Consider the following 20,867-nt stretch of genomic DNA (forward strand, 5'->3'; position numbering starts at 1 on the left):
TATATGAATCTGATCGAAGCAAAAAAGATTAAAAAGTCATTTGGACGACTGGAAGTCCTCAAGGGTATCTCTTTGCAGGTTTCCGAGGGACAAGTTGTTTCCATTATCGGCCCTTCGGGCTCGGGTAAATCCACGCTGCTGCGCTGCCTCACCCAGCTCGAAACCGCCGATCAGGGTGAAATCACGGTATGCGGTGAAAAAATGATGTGGACCGAGTCCGGTCGTGCGGTATACGCGAACAAGAACACGCTGCACAACATCATTTTGAATGTCGGACTGGTATTCCAGAACTTCAATCTGTTCCCCCATTTCTCGGTCCTGGAAAATCTGATCGATGCCCCGATTCGCATCCGCGGCATCTCGCGAGAGGAAGCGACGCAGCGTGCACGTAAGCTGCTGCGCAAGATGGATCTGGCATCCAAAGAGAATTCTTATCCCTGCGAGCTGTCCGGCGGTCAGCAGCAGCGCGTCGCAATCGCACGTGCGCTGGCCATGCAGCCCCGCATTCTGTTCTTTGACGAGCCGACTTCGGCGCTCGACCCCGAGCTCACCGGTGAGATCCTCAAGGTCATTCGCGAACTGGCACAGGAACACATGACCATGGTAATTGTCACACATGAGATGGCTTTTGCACGAGATGTGGCAGATCATGTCATCTTTATGGCAGATGGTGTAATCATTGAGGAAGGAACGCCTCAACAAGTGTTCGAAAATACTCAAAATGCACGCACACAGGCCTTTTTGAGCAGATTTTCACAGAATTCCTAATTATTCCTCGTTTTCCGCTCTTCATTCTGGACAGTTTTCATAAAAAAGAGTTTACAACGTCTCAAAAATGCGCTAAAATAAGGGTAAGGTCAGTATTTCCGGCCTTGCCCTTTTGTTTTGTTCACTCCTGAAAAAAATGGTATGTTTTTTGTTATTTCCTGTTGAACTTGTGCTTGGTTTTTGGTACAATCATTACAGGACAAATTTGTGCGGTTCCCGCATGGATTTCTCTGCGGGAAAACACCGGCTATCCCCGGTTTAATTCCCAGTAAAAAAATTTTTTTAATGGAGATGTTTCACATGGATTCTTTTAGCGCTTCTCTGATGAAGGATAAGAGAGAGATCATTATCGCTCCCACCATCTATAAGTTCCAGAACTTCGGCGAGTTCGCTCAGGAGTTCGCACTCGGCGAGCGTGATGTCGTTCTGACCAACGAGTTCATCTACAAGCCCTTTATGGAGCAGTACAATCTGGCTTGCACCTATGTCTTCCAGGAGACCTTCGGCGCTGGCGAGCCTTCCGAGGCTATGATCGAGACCATGTACGAGCGCATCCCGTACGATTCCTATGACCGTGTCATCGCAATCGGCGGCGGCGCTATCATGGACCTGTGCAAGCTGCTCGGCTGCAAGCGCCCCTCTTCCGTACATGAGCTGTACTTCAAGAGAGAGCCTGTTGTACATGAGAAGGAAGTTATCGCAATCCCCACCACCTGCGGCACCGGTTCTGAGGTTACCAACATTTCCGTTGCGATCGTTAAGGACGAGAAGGACGGCAAGCTGACCGGCGGCGAGACCAAGCTCGGTCTGGTTTCCGACGACATCATCCCGAACAAGGTTTGCCTCATCCCCGATCTGCTCAAGACCCTGCCCTACAAGCCCTTCGCTGCTTCCGCAATCGACGCGCTGATTCATGCGACCGAGTCTTTCCTGTCTCCCCATCGTAAAACCGTTACCTCTGAGATGTACTCGGTCAAGGCTATGGAGATGATCCTCGAAGGCTTCCGCCGCATCGCTCTGGAAGGCCCCGACGCTCGTCTGGATTACCTCGGCGAGTACGTTACCGCTTCCCTGTACGCTGGTATCGCTTTCCTGAAGGCTGGCTGTGCTACCGTTCACGGTATGTCCTTCCCCCTCGGCGGCACCTACCATGTACCGCACGGCGAGTCTAACTACGCTCTGTTCAGCAAGATCCTCGAAGTTTACGACGAGTATCAGCCGGACGGCGAGCTAGGCAAGTTCAAGGAAATCGTTGCTCGCTGCCTGGGCTGCACCAAGGCTGACGCTCTGCGCACCCTGAATGTAACCCTGGAGAAGGTTCTGCCCCTCAAGCCCCTGCATGAGTACGGCTTCACCGAGGCTGACATCACTGGCTTCCCGGTATCCGTTATGGAGAACCAGCAGCGCCTGATCACCAACTCTTACCGTCCGATGACCAAGGAGCTTATGGAGCGCATCTATCGCGAGTGCTTCTAATCTAAACTCTTATTCCTCACGGATGCGAACATCGGAGTCGATTCCCTCTCGGGATCGACTCCATCTATGCAGTGGCTCCGGTCTTTTACAAGACCGGATTCTCTGCTGATTCCGATTCCGAATTATTTGAAAGAAAGGATACTGTTTCTGTTATGATGACCAAGGACCAGTACATTGAATCCCTGCGCAAGCTGAACCTCAACCTCTGGATGTTCGGCAAGAAGATCGAAAACCCGGTCGATGACCCGGTAATCCGTCCCTCGCTCAACTCCTTCGCTGCTACCTACGAGCTGGCTGAGGATCCCCAGTACGAGGACCTGATGACCGCTACTTCTCACATCACCGGCAAGAAGATCAACCGCTTCACCCACATGCATCAGTCCACCGACGACCTCATCAAGAAGGTTAAGATGCAGCGTCTGCTCGGTCAGAAGACCGCTGCTTGCTTCCAGCGCTGCGTTGGTATGGATGCCATGAACGCTGTCTTCTCCTCTACCTACGAGATCGACGAGGCTTGCGGCACCAAGTACCACGAGAACTTCGTTAAGTTCCTGACCCGCGTTCAGGACGAGGACCTCGCTGTTGACGGCGCTATGACCGACGTTAAGGGTGACCGCGGTCTGGCTCCCTCCAAGCAGGCTGATCCCGATCTGTTCCTTCATGTCGTTGAGCGTACCCCCGAGGGCGTTTACGTCACCGGTGCAAAGGCTCATCAGACTGGCTTCGTAAACTCTCACGAAGTTCTGGTTATGCCCACCATCGCAATGCGCGAGGGCGACGAGGATTACGCAATCTCCTTTGCAATCCCCACCGACTCCGAGGGCATCACCCTGATCTACGGCCGTCAGTCCTGCGATACCCGTAAGCTCGAAGAGTACAACGATATCGACGTCGGCAACAAGGTTTACGGCGGTCACGAAGTTCTGGTCATCTTTGATCACGTTTTCGTTCCGAACGATCGCATCTTCCTCAACGGTGAGGTTAAGTTCGCTGGCATGATCGTTGAGCGCTTCGCTGGTTATCACCGTCAGTCTTACGGCGGCTGCAAGGTCGGCGTAGGCGACGTTCTGATCGGTGCTACCGCTCTGTCGGTTGACATGGCTGGCTGCGCAAAGGCTTCCCACGTCAAGGACAAGCTCATCGAGATGGTTCACCTCAACGAGACCCTGTACTGCTGCGGTATCGCTTGCTCTTCTCAGGGCTCCAAGACCAAGTCCGGTAACTACCTGATCGACCTGCTGCTGGCGAACGTCTGCAAGCAGAACGTTACCCGCTTCCCCTACGACATCGCTCGTCTGGCTCAGGACCTGGCTGGCGGCGCGATGGTTACCCTGCCGTCCGAGGCTGACTTCCGTCACCCCGAACTGCACGCTTACATCGACAAGTACTTCAAGGGCGTCGCTTCGGTTTCCACCGAGGATCGTATGCGTGTCCTCCGACTGATCGAGAACATGACCATGGGTACCGCTGCTGTCGGCTACCTGCCCGAGTCCATGCACGGCGCTGGTTCGCCGCAGGCTCAGCGCATCATGATCTCCCGTCAGTGCAATATGGAGATGAAGAAGGAGCTTGCCAAGAAGATCGCTCGTATCGACTAAGAGATCCGTTTTCTTTCAGAAAGGCACTCTGCACCGAGTGCCTTTCTCCTTATCAAATTGTTTTTCGCCGGTTCTCCCCGTTCCGGCTCGCTGGAGGTTCTCCCGATGCGTAAAGTCGCTGTCAAGTTCTGTGGCGGCTGCAATCCCGGTTACGACCGCGGTGCCGCTTATCAAAAAATCCGGGAAGCCGTTGCCGACCGCGCGCAGATCTCTCTGCCCGCCGAGGGTGAGTCCTATGATGCGCTGCTCATTATCCGCGGCTGCACCGGCTGCCCCTATCTCTACGAGGAGATCGACGCAAACGAACGCATTCTTTGCGTCAAACAAGATGACATCCCGGAAGTCATTGAAAAAATCCGGAACCTATAAAGAAATATTTTATTGAGGATGATACTTCATGAAGAAAGTAAGGATTCTGTCTCCCGATGAGGCTGCCCTGCTCGTACAGGACGGCGACACGATTGCTACCGGTGGTTTCGTAAGCTGTGCTTGCCCTGAGACCCTGTCCAAGGCGCTCGAAAAGCGTTTCCTGGAAACCGGTCATCCGAAGGATCTGACCCTGTTCTTTGCTGCTGGTCAGGGCCACCGCGACGGTACCGGCGGCGACCACTACGGTCACGAAGGTATGGTTAAGCGCGTTATCGGCGGTCACTGGGATCGTGCTCCCCGTCTGGGCGAGCTGGCGCTGGCAAACAAGATCGAGGCTTACAACCTGCCCCAGGGCGTTATCTCTCACATGTACCGTGATATCGCCGCTCACAACATCGGCACCATCACCCATGTTGGTCTGAAGACCTTCGCTGATCCCCGCAACGGCGGCGGTAAGCTCAACGAGTGCACCAAGGAAGATCTGGTTAAGATCGTAAACATCGAAGGTCAGGAGCGCCTGCTGTACAAGGGCTTCCCGATCAACGTCGTTTTCCTGCGCGCTTCCTACTGCGATGAGTACGGTAACTGCACCGTGCATCGTGAGATCGGCCCCCTCGACGTTACCGCGATGGCACAGGCCTGCAAGAACTCCGGCGGCCGCGTTATCGTTCAGGTCGAGAAGATCGTTCAGGGCGGTTCGCTCGATCCCAAGCTGGTTGCTATCCCCGGCATCTATGTTGACTCGGTTGTTATCGGCACCGAGGAAGAGAACATGCAGTGCCTGGGCATGCCGTACGACGGCGCACTGACCGGCGAGTTCCGCATCCCGGTTGATGCAATCCCGCCCATCCCGATGGACGCGAAGAAGATCATTGCTCGTCGTGCTGCTATGGAGCTTCCGCCCGATGCAATCGTTAACCTGGGCACCGGCGCTCCTGAGAAGATCGCAAACGTTGCTGCTGAGGAAGGTATCTCGGACAAGATGACCCTGACCGTTGAGGCTGGTTCCATCGCAGGCGTTCCCTACGGCGGCACCCAGTTCGGCGCAGCTGCAAACGCTATGTGCATCATCCCCCACAACGTACAGTTCGACTTCTATCAGGGCGGCGGCCTGGATGTCGCTTTCCTCGGTCTGGCTGAGACCGCTCCCAACGGTGACCTGAACGTTTCCAAGTTCGGTACCCGTCTGGCTGGTGCTGGCGGATTCATCGACATCACCCAGAATGCAAAGAAGGTCGTTTACTGCGGTACCTTCACCGCAAAGGGTCTCAAGACCGAGTGCAAGGACGGCAAGCTGGTCATCACCCAGGAAGGTGCAAAGAAGAAGTTCGTCAAGCAGGTTGAGCACATCACCTTCTCCGGCGATTACGCAAATGAAGTACATCAGCCTGTTCTGTACATCACCGAGCGCGCTGTCTTTGAACTGCGCCCCGAGGGCGTTACCCTCATCGAGATCGCTCCCGGCATCGACATGCAGACCCAGGTTCTCGATCAGATGGATTTTGTTCCCAAGATTGCTGACGAAGTGAAGCTGATGGATGCCCGCATTTTCCGTGAGGAAAAGATGGGCCTCGCAAACGACTAACAGCAAATTGTTAAATTTTTATCATGTCAAGACCTTTATTTGGTTTTTGCTGGTGAAAATTTGGCGTTTCGCACGAAAAAATTTTGAGAAATCTTATTTTTTCTCTTCCATTTTACTGAAAAGTTTGATAAAATTATAACGAAGTGAAGGGCGGCTCGCCCGCCCCCTCTAATCCATCCTGGCAGCGGCAATTACCTGCCGTTACCTTGCTCGAAACAAAAAGGAGAGTTTCCAATGAACGTGTACATTTGTTCTGCAGCCCGTACTGCTATTGGTACTTACGGCGGCACCCTGCGTGACGTGCATTCCTCTGTGCTGGGCACTGCTGCAGCGAAGGCTGCAATCGAGCGCGCTGGCGTTGACAAGGAAGCCATTGATGAGGTCGTTTTCGGCCAGGTTCTTCAGGGCGGTGTCGGCCAGAACGTAGCCCGTCAGGTTATGGTCGGTGCTGGTCTGCCTCTGACCACCCCCGCTATGACCCTCAACAAGGTCTGCGCTTCCTCCATGCGTGCCATCTCCCTCGGCTCTCAGATCATCCGTTCCGGCGAGAATCAGCTGATGCTGGTCGGCGGTTGTGAGTCGATGTCTGGTGCTCCCTACATCTCCCGCAATATGCGTTGGGGCGCTCGCATGAACGATGTCAAGCTGGTAGACATGATGGTTTACGACGGCGTATTTGACGTGTTCAATCAGTATCACATGGGTATCACCGCTGAGAACGTTGCTGAACAGTACGGCATCACCCGTGAGATGCAGGACCAGATCGGCTACGAGTCTCAGATGAAGGCTGCTAAGGCTATCTCCTCCGGTCGCTTCAAGGACGAAATCGTCCCGATTGAGGTCAAGAAGAAGAAGGAAACCATTATTTTCGATACCGACGAGCACTGCCGTCCGGGCACCACTCTCGAGGGTCTGGCTAAGCTGCGTCCCGCATTCAAGAAGGACGGCACCGTTACCGCTGGTAACGCTTCCGGCATCAACGACGCTGGTGCTGCTATGATCATCGCTTCTGAGGACTACGTCCGTGCACACGGCCTCAAGCCTCTGGCAAAGATCCGCTCCTTCGGTTCTGTTGGCTGCGATCCCTCCATCATGGGTATCGGCCCGATCGAGTCCAGCCGTCAGGCTCTCAAGCGTGCTGGCCTGACCGTTGCTGACCTCGACCTCGTCGAGTCCAACGAGGCTTTCGCTGCTCAGGCTGCTGCTGTTAACCGTGAGCTCGGCTTCGACATGGATAAGGTTAACGTAAACGGCGGCGCGATCGCTCTGGGTCACCCGATCGGTGCTGCTGGCTGCCGTATCACCACCACCCTGATCTATGAGATGATCAAGCGTGACGCAACCCTCGGTCTGGCTACCATGTGCATTGGCGGCGGTATGGGCGAGGCTCTCATCGTTGAGCGCGATGAGCTGTGCAAGTAAAATAATTAACTTCCCAATTGTGGCAGTCGGGACGGCTTTCCGCCGTCCCCCCTACCAAAACTGACCTCAAAGGAGATTTTTTATCATGACTGATGTAGTAGTTGAGAAAAAGGGTCATGTTGCCATCGTTAAGATCGAGCACATGAAGGCCATGAACGCGCTGTCTACCGATATGTACGCACAGCTCGAAGAGGCTTTTGACGAAGTCGGCAAGATGGACGACGTTTACTGTGTCATCCTCACCGGTTCCTCTACCGTTAACAAGAAGGGCAAGACGGTTAACTCCTTCGTTGCTGGCGCTGACATCGCTCAGATGTCTACCATGACCGTTGCTGAAGGCAAGGCATTCGGTAACGACTCCAACCGCGTTTGCTGGAAGATCGAGAACTTCAAGCGCCCGGTTATCGCTGCAATCAACGGCTTCTGCCTGGGCGGCGGCTGCGAGCTGGCTATGTCCTGTGACATCCGTCTGGCTTCCGACAACGCTCTGTTCGGTCAGCCCGAAGTTGGTCTGGGCATCACCCCGGGCTGCGGCGGCACCCAGCGTCTGGCTCGCCTGATCGGCATGGGCAAGGCGAAGGAACTGCTCTACACCGCTCGCGGCAACTACACCGCACAGGACGCTCTGGCTATGGGCCTGGTCAACTACGTTTATCCGCTCGATCAGCTGATGGACGAGGCTATGAAGCTGGCTGAAGAAATCGCAGCACAGGCTCCGATCGCTGTTTCGCTGGTTAAGGAAGCTGTCAACGTTGGCATGCAGACCGACCTCAACTCTGCTCTGAAGCTCGAAGGCAACTGCTTCGGCGAGTGCTTCGCAACCGAGGATCAGAAGTACGGCATGGCTTGGTTCCTGGACAAGAACCGCGACAAGCCCGCTAAGGAGTTCAAGAATAAGTAAGCGTTCCGGGGCCGCTCCGGCGGCTATTACTTGCGCATTTTGCGCTAATTGTTAGAGGAGAGAGAGTAACATGAAAGTTTGTGTATTCGGCGCCGGCAATATGGGTGCGCGCATCGCAGAAGTTTTCCTGACCCATGATCACGAAGTAACTCTGGTCGACATCAAGGACGAGTTCCTTGCTGGCGGCGTAAAGCGCATTGAGGGCGACCTGAATTTCCTGGTTCGCAAGGAAAAGATGACCGCAGAGCGCGTTGCTGATCTGCTGGGCAACCACCTGAAGACTTCTACCGACCGCAATGTTGCCAGCGATGCTGACTTCGTTATCGAAGTTATCCTGGAAAACATGGAGCTCAAGAAGGATCTGCTGCGCGATCTGGACAAGATCTGCCCCGAGCACACCATCTTCGCTTCCAACACTTCGGCTCTGTCGATCACCGAGATGGCTGCTTCCATCCCGCATCGCTCCGATAAGTTCATTGGCTGCCACTTCTTCAACCCGGCTCAGATCATGAAGCTCGTTGAGGTTACCCGCGCTATGCAGACCTCCGACGAGTCCTTCAAGTTCGCTTACGATCTGATGACCTCGCTTGACAAAATTCCGGTTGCTGTACACGAAGGCCCTGGCTTCGTTGTAAACCGTATCCTCATCCCGATGATGAACGAGGCAATCGGTATCTACGCTGACGGTCTGGCTTCCCCGTCCGACATCGATATCGCTATGCAGAACGGCGCTGGCATGAAGTCCGGCCCGCTCCATACTGCTGACTTGGTTGGCCACGACGTTAACCTGGCAATCATGGAGACCCTGTACCGCGAGACCGGTGACCCGAAGTATCGTCCCCATCCGCTGCTCCGCAAGATGGTTCGCGCTGGCTGGCTGGGCCAGAAGACCGGTAAGGGCTTCTTCACCTACGACGGCCCCTTCGGCAAGGAAGTTCCCGGCGGCGATCTGACCGTTCGCTAAACCAAAAAACTCTCCATTTCAAACTGTGCTGACTGTGCAGTTTGAAACATAGAAAATCCCCTGGTGTAATCACCAGGGGATTTTTTTCGCTTAATTTGTGCCAAAGAACAGACGTACAAAAAAGGCAGACGACACAAAGGCGGTCAAATCTCCGATGAGTGCCGCGGGTACTGCGTATCGCGTGCTCTTGAGTCCCAAACTGCCCGCGTACAGGCTGATGGTGTAAATACTGGCTTCCGATGCCCCCAACATGACCGCTGCCACACGTCCGGCATAACTATCCGCGCCTGCGCGCTGCATGATATCGGCTCCGAGTGCCAGTCCACCGCCGCCGCTGATCGGTTTTAACAGCACCAGCGGTGCACACGCCTCAGGAATGCCCAGGCACGAGAAAATCGGACGCATCATCGCGCCAAGCCAATCAATCGCTCCCGACGCGCGCAGCATATAGACCGCAGTCAGCAGTCCAACCATAGTCGGTGCAATCGCAGCCGCGGTCTTAGCTCCCTTTTTCGCGCCCTCCAGAAAATTTGAAAATACGTCTACGCCCCGTATCTGTGCATACATTGTCACGCATGCCAGCAGCGCAGGCACCAGCCATTCTGCCATTTTTTCTCCTTTCCTCCCGGTGTCTCGCGAAAAATCTTACCCTCTCGACCGCGTTCGACAGAACTTTTCCACCCTTTTATGCGATAATACCGTTGGAAGACCGGTCATCTGTCCTGCCTTGGACAATCCGGAAACAATGGCCGCAGGCAGCGCGCCGCAAACAGCGCTGCCGCTACCGAGAGTATGGATGCACCCCAAACAGCCGGCATAATGTCAAATGGCGCCTGCGCACCCATCCCGGCACGGAGCGCGGCCACCGTCGTCGGAATCAGCTGTATGGATGTCGTGTTGAGAATGATGAGCGTCAGCACGCGGTCGGGACTGCCGCGCCGTCCCGCAGTCTCATACAGCCGATCGGCCGCACGCAGCCCCAACGGTGTCGCGGCGTTGGACAATCCCAGCACATTCGCCGTGATACTCGCGCCAACCAGCTCCATACTCTCCCGATCGTTCCCGGCTCGCCCAAACAGCGGCCGCAAGATTGGCCGCAAGATATGTGCGATTCCAGAACCCAACCCGGATGCGGATACCACAGACATAAATCCAGACCAGAACATCATCAGGCCGATCATCTCAATCAGCAGCTTGATCGCCTGTCCGGCTCCCTGTGCCGCCGCCTGTGAGACCTCCGCCATCCGTCCCGATGCCATTGCTCCAATCCAGGCAATGCATAAAAACGCTGTCCAGATCTTTGACAGCACTTCGACCGCCTCCTTACTATCCCAGCCCCGTTTTTCAGAGGAGAGTTACAACATGAATCAGAAATCTAGCGGCATCGTCCGCAAAATCGATGATCTCGGGCGTATCGTTCTGCCCGCCGAGATGCGCCGTGCACTCGAACTCAGTGTACAGGATCCTGTCGAAATTCAAGTGCAAGGGGATCATATCATTCTCAAAAAACATACCTCTGCCTGCGCGTTCTGCGGCGCAGTCGGACAACTTACCACCTTCCGTGGAAAGTATGTCTGTCCCGACTGCATCCGCTCACTGCGCTGTCTCTGACTCTTTCTGCCGCGTACCCTCTTGGGCTGCGCGGTATTTTTCTTTGGTCGCCATTCCGCCGCGAATGTGCCGTTCCCGCTTATTTTTCCCCAAAACCTCCTGTACTTCGGTATATAACACGCCGTTGAGCTGACGCAGACGCGCCGTAATATCCTTATGTACCGTCGACTTGCTGACACCAAACTTCTTCGCCGCCTGCCGCACGGTCGCTCCTTCCTCTACGATGTACTGTCCCAGTCGTATCGCCCGTTCTTCCGGCAAGCCTTTCATGTCCGTCCCCTCCGCATTCAATCTTGTGCTTCCAGCTTATGCGCTTCGTCCTGCTTTTAGGACTGCTTTTTTCTCTGGATTTACATAGTGCGGTCACCTGATTTATCTCTCGGTCATAGGCTGACTTGAGGCCACGCCTCAAATCCACAGTATTGGAGCGATGACTATGTTCTATGACCCCCTTGCACCCTGCCGTGATGCCGGGGATGGCTGCAAAACGCCTCCCACCGATGAGGACAACGGCAACCAGAATGGAGGCAACGGAAACAATGAACCTTCTACCCCCGATCTCACCCCGCCGATCTCCCCGACACCGCCAGACGATGACCAGGACGAGAATGGGCAGAATGGTACCCTGCCAGTCGATGCAATCGACCCCAGACTTCTTGCGCTCGCAATGGGCTTCGTCCCCTACCAGTCTTGGGAAACGCCCTATGCGACCGATGTCGCCCTCTCCCGCGGCACCATCTTCCCCGGTCTCGACAAACCCTTCCTCGGCGAACGCCCCGTCTTCGATTCGCCGTCTCTCAGATGGGGGGGCTGATCCGATGACCGAACGCCAAAACATGCTGCGCACCGTCCAGATGCACGATTTTGCCCTACTTGAAGCCGCAGAATACCTGGACGCTTATCCCCAGAACGCCGATGCACTCGCCTATTTCAAAACCCAGCAGGCACTCTATCAGGCCGCTGTTGATGCCTACACCCAGAAATATGGCCCGCTGCAATACAAAAACGGCAAGTATGACAATATGTGGTCTTGGGTCAGCGACCCCTGGCCCTGGGAAGGAGCGGATCAATAACTATGTGGACTTACGAGAAAAAATTACAGTATCCCGTCAAGATCAAGACCCCCAATCCGGCAATGGCAAAGCTCATCATCACTCAGCTGGGCGGCCCGGATGGTGAAATGGGCGCGACTACGCGTTATATGAATCAGCGATATACCATGCCTTATGCCATTGGCAAGGCTGTCCTTACGGATATCGCTACGGAGGAAATGGCGCACCAGGAGATGATTGCGGCCATTGTTTACCAGTTGACCCGTAATCTCACCCCGGAACAGATCAAGGAAGGCGGCTTTGACGCCTATTTCGTTGACCACACAACCGGCATCTACCCGCAGTCCGCGGCTGGCAATCCGTTTAGTGCGGCTGCACTGCAGTCTAAGGGTGACGCGATCACCGATCTGTTTGAAGACCTTGCAGCAGATGGTGCATGATCTGACGTACAACTCAAAACCGCCAATGAATGCATACCGGCACCGTTCTGCTGCCCGGTGCGCGTCGTCCGACCTCGATTCGCTGGATGAGCAGCTGCATGGTATAGCTGGTTAATGTACGCAGTGGTCGGCAGGTGTGTTTGGTCTGTGCAGGCCCTTCCGACTCGGTCTGCGGCGCACGCAAGCGTGCAAGATCTCGTTTGAGCTGCTCGGTCAGCGTCTGGGCTTCGCTCTCCGAAATGCGTCCGGCGGCGCGATCCAGATACAACAGGCGCAGACTTCTTCGGTACTGCTCCTGCATACGTGCGCGCAGCTCATCAAGATTGGTCTGGTCTGCCTGCTCAGCTGAATGCAGGTCAATTTGCACGTTGTATGTGTTTATAAGGGTATTGATCTGCTGCAAGACTGCATTTTTTAGTGCCTCTTCGGATAGAAAAGCACCCGTACAGGCCGCTTTTGCGGCATGCCGGGTGGAACATTGCAGATATCGTTTGCCCCGTGTGGTGGTTGCGCACAGAAGTGCGCCACAGGTGTGGCAAAACACCCGACCAGCAAACGGACTGGGTGGATTTTTACCAATCGTATGACTGGTATGATGTAATCGCTCCTGTACCACGTCCCATAGAGTCTGCGAAATCAGAGGCGCATGGGTATCCGGCACCTTATACCAGAGCGACGGTGGACGTGAAATATTTTTCCGCGTCTTATATGACTGACTGCCGTATCTGCCCTGCACCAGCACGCCGCGATACATTTCGTTGCGCAGCATTGTGCCGACTGTCGAAGCGCTCCAAGGGTGTTCCCCGCGTCCTTTTCGTGCTGCCGGGCTGGGTTCGCCTCGTGCAGTGAGCATGCTTGCGATGGCTTTTTGGCTATGTCCTGCCGCGTACTGTGTGAAAATTTCCTGCACAACCGGTGCGGTCAGCGGATCGGGCAGCAAATGTCCGCGCACATCCGGGTCTTTCCGATAACCGTACAAGGCCGTTGAGCCGATATGCAGACCGCGCTTTCTGCGGCTAGTCAGTACAGCGCGGATGTTCTCGGACAGGTCTTCTAAGTACCACTCGTTAATCAGTCCGTTGATCTGGCGAGCTTTTTTATTGTGCCGCACAGCGGTGTCAGCATGGTCGACCACGCTGACAAAGCGCACGCCCCATCGCGGAAAGCGATCGTGCAGATAGCGCTCGACCAGCTCGATCTCACGGGTAAAGCGTGACTGGGTCTTACACAGCACGATATCATACGCGCCGCGTTCGGCCTCGTACAGCAGCTGCCGAAACCCCGGTCGGTTGCGATCGGCACCCGCCCAGTCATCGTCGATCCACTCGGCCACGACCTCCCAATTTCGGTCGGCGGCATACTGCCGCAGCATTTCCCGTTGATTCTGAATGCTCTGACTGTCCGGCCCATCCTTTTCCCGGTCTTCCTCGGACAATCTGCAATAGATCGCGACGCGTTCACGCACGTTCTTCCCTCCTCCGCTCTCGTTCGCACAAGGTCAGCAGTTCGGTCAGCTTTGCAAGATCGGGTCCATCTTCCGATAAAAATTTCTGTGTAACTGCAATTTCACAGGTTCTTGCCATTTGTGCATCCCTCCTGCGTCCATGTTATGATGCCTTCAGCACGGGATATGTTCGGTTTACACCATCTGACCCTTTTCCATTTGACTTTCTGCTCAAAAAGAGGTATCCTATGATTAGAACATTAGCCTAGGAGGCATATTTTATCATGAAAATTGCAGTTACATACGAAAACGGTCAAGTTTTCCAGCATTTTGGTCATTGCAAGCTGTTCTGTCTGGCAGACACCGAAACCGGCTCCCGTGAGCTCATCGATCCGATGGGTGAAGGCCACGGCGCACTGGCCGGCTTCCTGCAGGCCCATGGTGTCGACGCACTGATCTGCGGCGGTATCGGCGGTGGTGCGCGTGTTGCACTGGCACAGGCTGGCATCACCCTGTATCCCGGTGTGACTGGCGACGTTGAGGCCGCTATTGCTGCGCTCCAGAACGGTACGCTGAACTACAACCCGGACACCGTCTGCAACCATCATCACGACCACGGTGAAGGTCACTCGTGCGGCAGCCACGCCTGCGGCGAGGATAAGCACGGCTGCGGCGGCAACTAAAACAAATGCAAAAAGACCCGCTCCCTTTTCGGAGCGGGTCTTATCTTTTTTACTGTACTTCGGGTTCGCGGAACCAATGGTGACCGTCCTGTTCAAGCAGGGCATCGGCCTCGCGCGGTCCTGCGGTATCCGGTGCGTAGGCTGCCGGGGTGCGGTCTCCCCAGAGTTCTTCCAGACGATCGACGTACTTCCAGCTGGTCTCGATCTGATCCCACTGGGAAAACCATGAGCGTTCTCCGTGGAAACAGGCGGACAACAGGCGCTCGTATGCCTCCGGGGTGTTGATTCGGTTGGCAATCGAGCAGCTCTGGCAGAAATCCATCTTGACCGGCATGATATCCTCGAAATCGCCCGGTCGCTTGATGTTAAACTGCAAATACACGCCCTCGGTCGGCTGGAACTTGACCAACAGTACGGTCGGTGCAATATCCGGGGACGGCGACTTGAAGACCACCGCGACCTCCATCTCCCGTCTGCCCAGCTTCTTGCCGGTACGGATGTAAAACGGCATATCGCGCCAGCGGTCGTTATCGACAAATACCTTGAGTGCCGCGTAGGTCTCAGTCTTGGAGTCAGGTGCGACGTTCGTCTCTTCGCGATAGCCGTCGTACTGTCCCAGTACGACCTGATCGGCAATGTTCTCTTCGGTCAGCGGACGCAGCGCACGCAGCACGCGCAGCTGCTCTTCGTGCATGGCCTCGGGTGTAAACGCCGCGGGACGCTCCATTGCCAGAATGGACAGGATCTGGAACAAGTGATTCTGCACCATATCGCGCAATGCACCGCTGTGGTCATAATATCCGCCGCGGGTCTCGACGCCCACGTCCTCAAGTGCCGAAATTTGGATGCACGCGATGTGTTTTGCGTCCCAGGCATCGGCAAAAATCGGATTGGTGAAGCGGATGGTCTGCACGTTGCGCACCATTTCCTTGCCCAGATAATGGTCGATGCGATAGATATTTTCCGCACCGAACGCCGCTTCTAAACGTGCGTTAAGCGCTCTTGCATCGTCCAAATTTTCACCGAACGGCTTTTCCAGAATGACCTGACTGCCCTGCGCATGGCCGATCTGGAACAAGCCCTCGGCAATGGTCGCGAAAAAGCGCGGCGCAACCGCAAAGTAAAAGACACAGGTTTCAATGCCCTGTTCATCTAAGAAGGTATCCAGCGCCGGATAGGCTTCCAGATTGGTGAAGTCCATGCGATAATAGCGAATGGATTGGGCAAAGGTTTCAAAGGTCTTCTCGCGATAGGGCAGGCGTGCAAACTTCTTGACCCACTCGCGTGCCTTTTCCCGGTACTCAGCATCGGTATAGGCGCGGCGGCCAATGATGATGATATCCTGACCGTCCGGTGCAGAGCCGGACAGCATGCGATTATACAGTGCGGGCAGCAATTTGCGGAAGGTCAGGTCGCCCGTGCCGCCAAAAATCGTGATTGCAGGACGCTTACCGTTCATGGCTCTGCCCCCATTCGTGGTGGAACACGCCTTCACGGTCGGTTCTGCGATAGGTGTGTGCACCGAAGCAATCACGCTGTGCCTGAATCAGGTTCGCACCGACCGGTGCACCGCGCAGGCCGTCCAGATAGGAAACCGCGCTGGTCATAACCGGCATGGGTACGCCGTTGCAGATGCCCTGTGCAGCCGTGCGGCGTAGCGATGGATGACCCTTACGCACGCGTGCGGCAAAGGCATCGTCAAGCAGCAGGTTGCTGAGGTCGGGATTGCGTGCAAACGCTGCCATAATGTCACCGAGCAGCGCTGCCTGAATGATGCAGCCCGCACGGAAGACCGATGCGATGCTGCCCAGGTCAAGAGACCATTCGTAGCGCGCCGACGCGTCACGCAGCATAGCAAAGCCCTGTGCGTAGGCAATCAGCTTGCCAATATACAGACCCTCGCGGACGGTCTCGGCAAAGGCTGCACGATCCTGCGCCAGCTGCACGACCGGGGTTCCCAGATCGGCCTGGGTACGCACCGGGTCGCCCGACAGGATACGCGCACCGACCGCGCCCGTAATCATAGACAAGTCAATGCCCTGATGCAGTGCTTCAATGCTTGTCCAGCGGCCGGTGCCCTTCTGTCCAGCTGCGTCCTCGATATGATCGACCAGATCGCCCTCGGCAAGGTCATCGGCTTCGCGCAGCACGTCAGCAGTAATGCCGATCAGGTAACTGCGCAGCTCGCCGGTATTCCACTGGGCGAACAGGTCTGCAATTTCATGGTTTTCAAAGCCGCCGACCGTCTTGAGCACCAGATAGCTCTCGGCAATCAGCTGCATATCGGCATATTCAATGCCATTATGCACCATCTTGACAAAATGTCCTGCACCATCCGGGCCCATATAGGCACAGCACGGTGCGCCGTCCTCGGTCTTCGCCGCGATTGCCTCCAGAATGGGAGCAATCTGCGCATAGCCCTCGCGATTGCCGCCCGGCATGATCGCGGGGCCAAAGCGTGCACCGGTCTCACCGCCCGATACGCCCACACCGAAATAGTGCAGGCCGTGTGCGGACAGACGCTCGGCACGGCGGCGGGTATCGGCAAAGAACGAGTTGCCGCCGTCCAGTACCATATCACCCGACTCCATAAGCGGAATGAGCTGGTCGAGCATCTGATCAACCGGATCGCCTGCCTTAATCATCAGCAGCACACGGCGCGGCTTCTTGAGCGACGCCATCAGCTCGGTCAGCGAAAAGACCGGATGCAGGTTTGCATTGGGTTCTTCCTCCATAACGGCACGCGTTACGTCGGGGTTGCGGTTAAAACCGGCTACCTGAAAGCCGTGATCGGCAATATTACGTGCAAGGCCGCGGCCCATAACCGACAGGCCTATTACGCCGATATCACACAGAATTGACATAAGAAAAGTCCTCCTGGATCGTTAAATTTTATAATACGCTCCCCCGATCCCTTTTTGTTTACAGGCAGATACTGCTGCCCTCCGGTACATGGATATGTGAAACAATCTCGCCAAGCTTACCGGTCTCTGCATCCCGCGGGAAACTGAACAGATCGTCCGAATCACGGCACAGCACCAACACATACCGGCCGTCATCAGACAAAATGAAGTCACGCGGATGCTTACCGCCGCAGGGCACCTGCTGAATTAAGTGTGCGCCATCTGCATCGAGTGCAAACACGCTCATAATATCAGCGCCGCGCGTCGATGTATACAGGAATCGACCGTCCGGCGACAGTCGGATGGCTGCCGTTGTGGACGCAGCGTATTCCGGGTGATCCTTGGGCAGAATGCTGACCTGCTGGAGCAGCTGATAGCGTGTATCCGCATAATTAAAGTGATACAGCTCATGACTGCGCTCGGTTACCATCCACAGAGTGCGATCCTTGGGATGGAAAATACCGTGTCGCGGTCCACTGCCCGCTGGGAACAGAATGACGCCACGCGGCGAGAACTTACGGTCAAAAATACGCACCTGATCCTGTTCCAAGCAGGGTACCAGGATAAAGCCACGTCGTCCGAGCGACTGGTGACAGCCTGCCTTTTCCCCACAGGCAATCTGCGTCGCGCAGGACAGATTATGGCTATCGGTACGATAGACCGTGAACAATCCTTCGTGGTAATTGGCTGCCAACAGGCTGGAACCCGAAAAACGAAGGTGACACGGTGTCTGCTTTTCCGGACAGCACATCGAAAACGGCGGCGTACACGGGTGTCTTGCGTCCCAAAGCGCTACACCTGCGCGGCCTTCCAGTTCGATTGCAGAAGCCAATATGCTGCCCTTGCGTGCCACACACTTCGGATTGCGCACAGCGGCGAACAGAATCGGCTCGGACAAAGCACCGGTATCCGGATCGAATGTAAACCGGTAAATACCCTGGCTGCGTCCTGTCGTATAAGTACCTATATATCCATGCATCCTATCATCCTCCCTTGTAAGGTCATTATACCGAGATAAAACTTGAAAATCAAGCACAATCGCGCAGAAATTTGAAAATATACCAAATAAATATAAATTTAACGATCTGTCGCTTGACTGCAATACAGTAATTTGTCAATTTGCACCGATTTCCTACCTTTTATTTGCACTCATCTTATACTTTTTCTCTAAATTTTTCAATGTGTGACATTGTCTCTTTTTTCAATCTACGCAGTGGTTTTTGCTCCGTGGCTTACAGAATACATGGAAACAATTCTTAGTTAAGAGTAATAGATTTTATCATGTTTTTATGTATATTGATTATTATGTAACTTTTCTTATCTACTTATACATTGCATCCGCACGCAGACAGGCGTATAATGGTATACACATACAACTGTGCTGTTACAAGGAGAGATATAAATGACGTGTAAATTGATCGTGTTCAGCCCCACTGGCGGTACACAGCGTGCGGCAGAACTGCTTGCAGAACCCTTCCAGCCCATCGCAGAAACCATCGATCTGTGCGCAATGCATACCGATTTTTCCAAAACAACACTGACAAGCGATGATTTGTGTATCGTGGCAGTTCCTTCCTTCGCTGGCCGTGTTCCTGCAACCGCAGTCGAACGTCTGCGCCAGATGCAGGGCAATGGTGCCCGTGCTGTACTGGTTGCGGTATATGGCAACCGTGCGTTTGAAGACACCCTGGTAGAGCTGCAGGATGTACTGACCGAACAGGGATTTCACTGTATTGCCGATGTCGGTGCACTGGCGGAACACTCCATTGCACGACAGTTTGCAGCTGGTCGCCCGGATGCGCAGGATGCAGCTGTTTTGGCTGACTTTGGAAGAAAGATTGCGGATAAACTGGCAAATCATGATGATTCCGTTCCTACCTTCCCCGGAAATCGTCCGTATCGTCCTTACACGCCCTCTCCTATGCATCCGCAGGGTAATGCTGAGGTTTGTACCAAGTGCGGTGCTTGTGTTGCATCTTGCCCGGTTGGTGCGATTACCAGCGATAAGCCTTATGAGACGCAGGAACATTGCATTTCCTGTATGCGCTGCGTGAAGGTTTGCCCGCAGCATACTCGTACGTTGAATCCTGCAATGCTGGCAGGTTTGACGCAGAAGCTGTCGGCTGTGTGCGAGGGTCGAAAGGAAAATGAGCTGTTTTTGTAAACTTCAGCACCGCACCAATCACTGAAAGTTTCGCCAGCCTTTTCAAAGGCTGCGGGTTCTCAGGGCAGAGCCCTGAGTCGGACTCCGCAGAGTCCGAAATCCCCCTTTTGAAACCCGGTGTCCGGCCCGGGTTTCAATTAAAACAAACACAAAAGGAAAGACCGTCCCTTCGGACGGTCTTTCCCATGAGCGCACTTTGTGCGCGAAGTATTGCGCGACCTGCGGGTCGCGCTTTTATTTTCTCTTTTTGTTGATTTTCGCAAAGCGAAAATCAAGAGAGGATTTCGCCCGTTGCACTCATTTTATCCGCGCACAGCGCGGAAATAAGGATAGTGACCTACGGGCCGACGGGCGACTTGAGGCTCTGCCTCAAGACTCCGCAAGCCTTTTGAAAAAGGCTTGACCGAAAACTTCAATTAGGGGTGCGGTGCTTACCTTTACAAAAAAAATCCCCGGGGATTTCTCCTCGGGGATTTTCGATTCAATCTTACTTGCCAGCCTTTGCAGCGCGGATTGCCTCGATCATCAGCGGAACTACCTTGAACAGGTCGCCGCAGATGCCGTAATCAGCTACGTCAAAGATCGGAGCGGTATCGTTCTTGTTAACCGCTACGATGCACTCGGAATCCTGCATACCAGCCTTGTGCTGGATTGCGCCCGAGATACCCAGAGCAATGTACAGCTTCGGATGTACGGTCTTACCAGTCTGACCAACCTGATGGTCAGCGGTCAGCCAGCCGGAGTCGATTGCTGCACGGGAACCGCCCAGTACGCCGCCGAACTCTGCTGCCAGCTCCTTAGCCAGCTCGATGCCCTTCTCAACGTCCTTGGAAATACCACGGCCAACGGATACGACTACCTCAGCGCCGGTCAGGTCAACCAGCTCCTTAGCCTCCTTGACAACTTCCAGAACACGGGTCTTGATGTCAGCCTCAGAGATCGCTACCGGCAGCTTCTCAACAACAACTGCGTTTGCCTTCTCCTCGTTGTACTCGCCCTTCTTCAGTACGCCCGGACGAACGGTTGCCATCTGGGGACGGAAACGGGGGCAGATGATGGTTGCCATCAGGTGACCGCCGAATGCCGGACGGGTCATCTTCAGGTTGCGGTCTTCCTTGTTGATGGAAGCGTACTGTGCCTCAGGCAGAGTGGAGTTCTCCTTCAGGAATGCGATGTACTTCTCTACATCTACATCCAGATGGGTGCAGTCTGCGGTCAGACCAGTGTGCAGACGAGCTGCGCAGCGCGGGCCCAGATCGCGGCCAATGTTGGTTGCTGCGATCAGCATGATCTCAGGCTTCTTCTCCATGACGACGTCGCAGATAACCTTTGCGTACGCGTCGGTGGTGTAGGTTGCCAGTGCCGGATCGTCGCAAACGTATACCTTGTCAGCACCGTATGCGCCCAGCTCCTTAGCCATGCCCTCGACCTTGTCGCCCAGCAGCAGGCCGCAAACCTCTACGCCCATGTCGTCAGCCAGCTTGCGT

General features: G+C 54.9%; 22 protein-coding genes and 1 pseudogene. 14 read left to right on the forward strand and 9 right to left on the reverse strand.

The features are described 5' to 3' along the window. Positions 1-3 precede the first annotated feature (3 nt). The 8 genes from B5D52_RS06710 (at position 4) to B5D52_RS06745 (ending at position 9,083) form a co-directional block, all read left to right on the forward strand. Entirely contained in the window at positions 4-768 is a 765-nt protein-coding gene (locus B5D52_RS06710) for an amino acid ABC transporter ATP-binding protein (protein ID WP_016146848.1), read from the forward strand. A 300-nt stretch (positions 769-1,068) separates the two neighbouring features. Further along, complete coding sequence (locus tag B5D52_RS06715; protein ID WP_016146849.1) at positions 1,069-2,244, forward strand: 4-hydroxybutyrate dehydrogenase; 1,176 nt, start codon at positions 1,069-1,071, stop codon at positions 2,242-2,244. A gap of 152 nt (positions 2,245-2,396) precedes the next feature. Next, a complete protein-coding gene (locus B5D52_RS06720) occupies positions 2,397-3,842 on the forward strand; it encodes a 4-hydroxyphenylacetate 3-hydroxylase family protein (protein WP_016146850.1) in 1,446 nt (481 codons plus the stop codon). A gap of 105 nt (positions 3,843-3,947) precedes the next feature. Next, positions 3,948-4,211 carry a hypothetical protein gene (locus tag B5D52_RS06725; protein ID WP_016146851.1) on the forward strand — a complete coding sequence of 88 codons (264 nt, stop codon included), beginning with the start codon at positions 3,948-3,950 and terminating at the stop codon, positions 4,209-4,211. Positions 4,212-4,239: 28 nt separating this feature from the next. Further along, complete coding sequence (locus tag B5D52_RS06730; RefSeq protein ID WP_016146852.1) at positions 4,240-5,796, forward strand: acyl CoA:acetate/3-ketoacid CoA transferase; 1,557 nt, start codon at positions 4,240-4,242, stop codon at positions 5,794-5,796. A gap of 234 nt (positions 5,797-6,030) precedes the next feature. Next, the gene (locus tag B5D52_RS06735) at positions 6,031-7,218 is read left to right on the forward strand and encodes an acetyl-CoA C-acetyltransferase (protein ID WP_016146853.1); all 1,188 of its coding nucleotides are present in this window, start codon (positions 6,031-6,033) and stop codon (positions 7,216-7,218) included. 85 nt (positions 7,219-7,303) lie between these two features. After that, positions 7,304-8,119, forward strand: a complete 816-nt coding sequence (locus tag B5D52_RS06740; protein WP_016146854.1) for an enoyl-CoA hydratase-related protein — start codon at positions 7,304-7,306, stop codon at positions 8,117-8,119. A 70-nt stretch (positions 8,120-8,189) separates the two neighbouring features. Next, entirely contained in the window at positions 8,190-9,083 is an 894-nt protein-coding gene (locus B5D52_RS06745) for a 3-hydroxyacyl-CoA dehydrogenase family protein (protein ID WP_016146855.1), read from the forward strand. 90 nt (positions 9,084-9,173) lie between these two features. Here B5D52_RS06745 and B5D52_RS06750 read toward each other — a convergent pair whose 3' ends face one another. Both B5D52_RS06750 and B5D52_RS06755 read right to left on the reverse strand, forming a co-directional pair. Further along, positions 9,174-9,692: a nucleoside recognition domain-containing protein gene (locus B5D52_RS06750; RefSeq protein WP_016146856.1), complete on the reverse strand. Its 519-nt coding sequence runs from the start codon at positions 9,690-9,692 to the stop codon at positions 9,174-9,176. Positions 9,693-9,796: 104 nt separating this feature from the next. Continuing rightward, complete coding sequence (locus B5D52_RS06755) at positions 9,797-10,393, reverse strand: hypothetical protein (RefSeq protein WP_016146857.1); 597 nt, start codon at positions 10,391-10,393, stop codon at positions 9,797-9,799. Between the two features lie 52 nt (positions 10,394-10,445). Between B5D52_RS06755 and B5D52_RS06760 the strand changes: the two genes are divergently transcribed. Beyond that, positions 10,446-10,694 (forward strand): AbrB/MazE/SpoVT family DNA-binding domain-containing protein, encoded by a 249-nt coding sequence (locus tag B5D52_RS06760; protein ID WP_016146858.1) that lies wholly within the window; start codon positions 10,446-10,448, stop codon positions 10,692-10,694. Here the strand turns inward: B5D52_RS06760 and B5D52_RS06765 are convergent. Next, the gene (locus B5D52_RS06765) at positions 10,677-10,964 is read right to left on the reverse strand and encodes a sporulation transcriptional regulator SpoIIID (protein ID WP_016146859.1); all 288 of its coding nucleotides are present in this window, start codon (positions 10,962-10,964) and stop codon (positions 10,677-10,679) included. The two genes, B5D52_RS06760 and B5D52_RS06765, sit on opposite strands and share 18 nt — an antisense overlap. A gap of 166 nt (positions 10,965-11,130) precedes the next feature. On the opposite strand from B5D52_RS06765, the gene B5D52_RS15895 reads away from it, so the two are divergent. The 3 genes and pseudogenes from B5D52_RS15895 to B5D52_RS06780 form a co-directional block, all read left to right on the forward strand. Further along, positions 11,131-11,508, forward strand: a complete 378-nt coding sequence (locus B5D52_RS15895; RefSeq protein ID WP_016146860.1) for a spore coat associated protein CotJA — start codon at positions 11,131-11,133, stop codon at positions 11,506-11,508. A gap of 4 nt (positions 11,509-11,512) precedes the next feature. Further along, positions 11,513-11,767 (forward strand): spore coat protein CotJB, encoded by a 255-nt coding sequence (locus B5D52_RS06775; RefSeq protein ID WP_016146861.1) that lies wholly within the window; start codon positions 11,513-11,515, stop codon positions 11,765-11,767. A gap of 2 nt (positions 11,768-11,769) precedes the next feature. After that, a pseudogene (locus B5D52_RS06780) lies at positions 11,770-12,177 on the forward strand (manganese catalase family protein); the annotation flags it as partial. 22 nt (positions 12,178-12,199) lie between these two features. On the opposite strand, the gene B5D52_RS06785 reads toward B5D52_RS06780, so the two are convergent. Continuing rightward, the gene (locus B5D52_RS06785; protein ID WP_016146863.1) at positions 12,200-13,651 is read right to left on the reverse strand and encodes a recombinase family protein; all 1,452 of its coding nucleotides are present in this window, start codon (positions 13,649-13,651) and stop codon (positions 12,200-12,202) included. Beyond that, complete coding sequence (locus tag B5D52_RS16685; RefSeq protein WP_016146864.1) at positions 13,644-13,769, reverse strand: hypothetical protein; 126 nt, start codon at positions 13,767-13,769, stop codon at positions 13,644-13,646. Before B5D52_RS16685 ends, B5D52_RS06785 begins: the two co-directional genes overlap by 8 nt. A gap of 145 nt (positions 13,770-13,914) precedes the next feature. Here B5D52_RS16685 and B5D52_RS06790 point away from each other — a divergent pair, with 145 nt between their 5' ends. Beyond that, the gene (locus tag B5D52_RS06790) at positions 13,915-14,313 is read left to right on the forward strand and encodes a NifB/NifX family molybdenum-iron cluster-binding protein (RefSeq protein WP_016146865.1); all 399 of its coding nucleotides are present in this window, start codon (positions 13,915-13,917) and stop codon (positions 14,311-14,313) included. A 49-nt stretch (positions 14,314-14,362) separates the two neighbouring features. Here the strand turns inward: B5D52_RS06790 and zwf are convergent, their stop codons facing one another. From zwf to B5D52_RS06805, 3 genes are read right to left on the reverse strand one after another with little or no spacing between them, the layout of a single operon-like run. Then, entirely contained in the window at positions 14,363-15,772 is a 1,410-nt protein-coding gene (gene zwf / locus B5D52_RS06795) for a glucose-6-phosphate dehydrogenase (RefSeq protein WP_016146866.1), read from the reverse strand. Then, positions 15,762-17,177 carry an NADP-dependent phosphogluconate dehydrogenase gene (gene gndA, locus B5D52_RS06800; protein ID WP_016146867.1) on the reverse strand — a complete coding sequence of 472 codons (1,416 nt, stop codon included), beginning with the start codon at positions 17,175-17,177 and terminating at the stop codon, positions 15,762-15,764. Before gndA ends, zwf begins: the two co-directional genes overlap by 11 nt. A gap of 58 nt (positions 17,178-17,235) precedes the next feature. After that, positions 17,236-18,195, reverse strand: a complete 960-nt coding sequence (locus tag B5D52_RS06805; RefSeq protein ID WP_016146868.1) for a lactonase family protein — start codon at positions 18,193-18,195, stop codon at positions 17,236-17,238. 423 nt (positions 18,196-18,618) lie between these two features. On the opposite strand from B5D52_RS06805, the gene B5D52_RS06810 reads away from it, so the two are divergent. Then, complete coding sequence (locus tag B5D52_RS06810) at positions 18,619-19,380, forward strand: 4Fe-4S binding protein (protein ID WP_016146869.1); 762 nt, start codon at positions 18,619-18,621, stop codon at positions 19,378-19,380. Positions 19,381-19,867: 487 nt separating this feature from the next. Here B5D52_RS06810 and acrA read toward each other — a convergent pair. Beyond that, a partial coding sequence (gene acrA, locus B5D52_RS06815) for an acryloyl-CoA reductase electron transfer subunit beta (RefSeq protein ID WP_078689148.1) occupies positions 19,868-20,867 on the reverse strand: 1,000 nt, incomplete at its 5' end.

Origin of the sequence: Butyricicoccus pullicaecorum DSM 23266 (assembly GCF_900167005.1) — a bacterium.
In the GTDB taxonomy this organism is placed as follows: Bacteria; Bacillota; Clostridia; order Oscillospirales; family Butyricicoccaceae; genus Butyricicoccus; species Butyricicoccus pullicaecorum.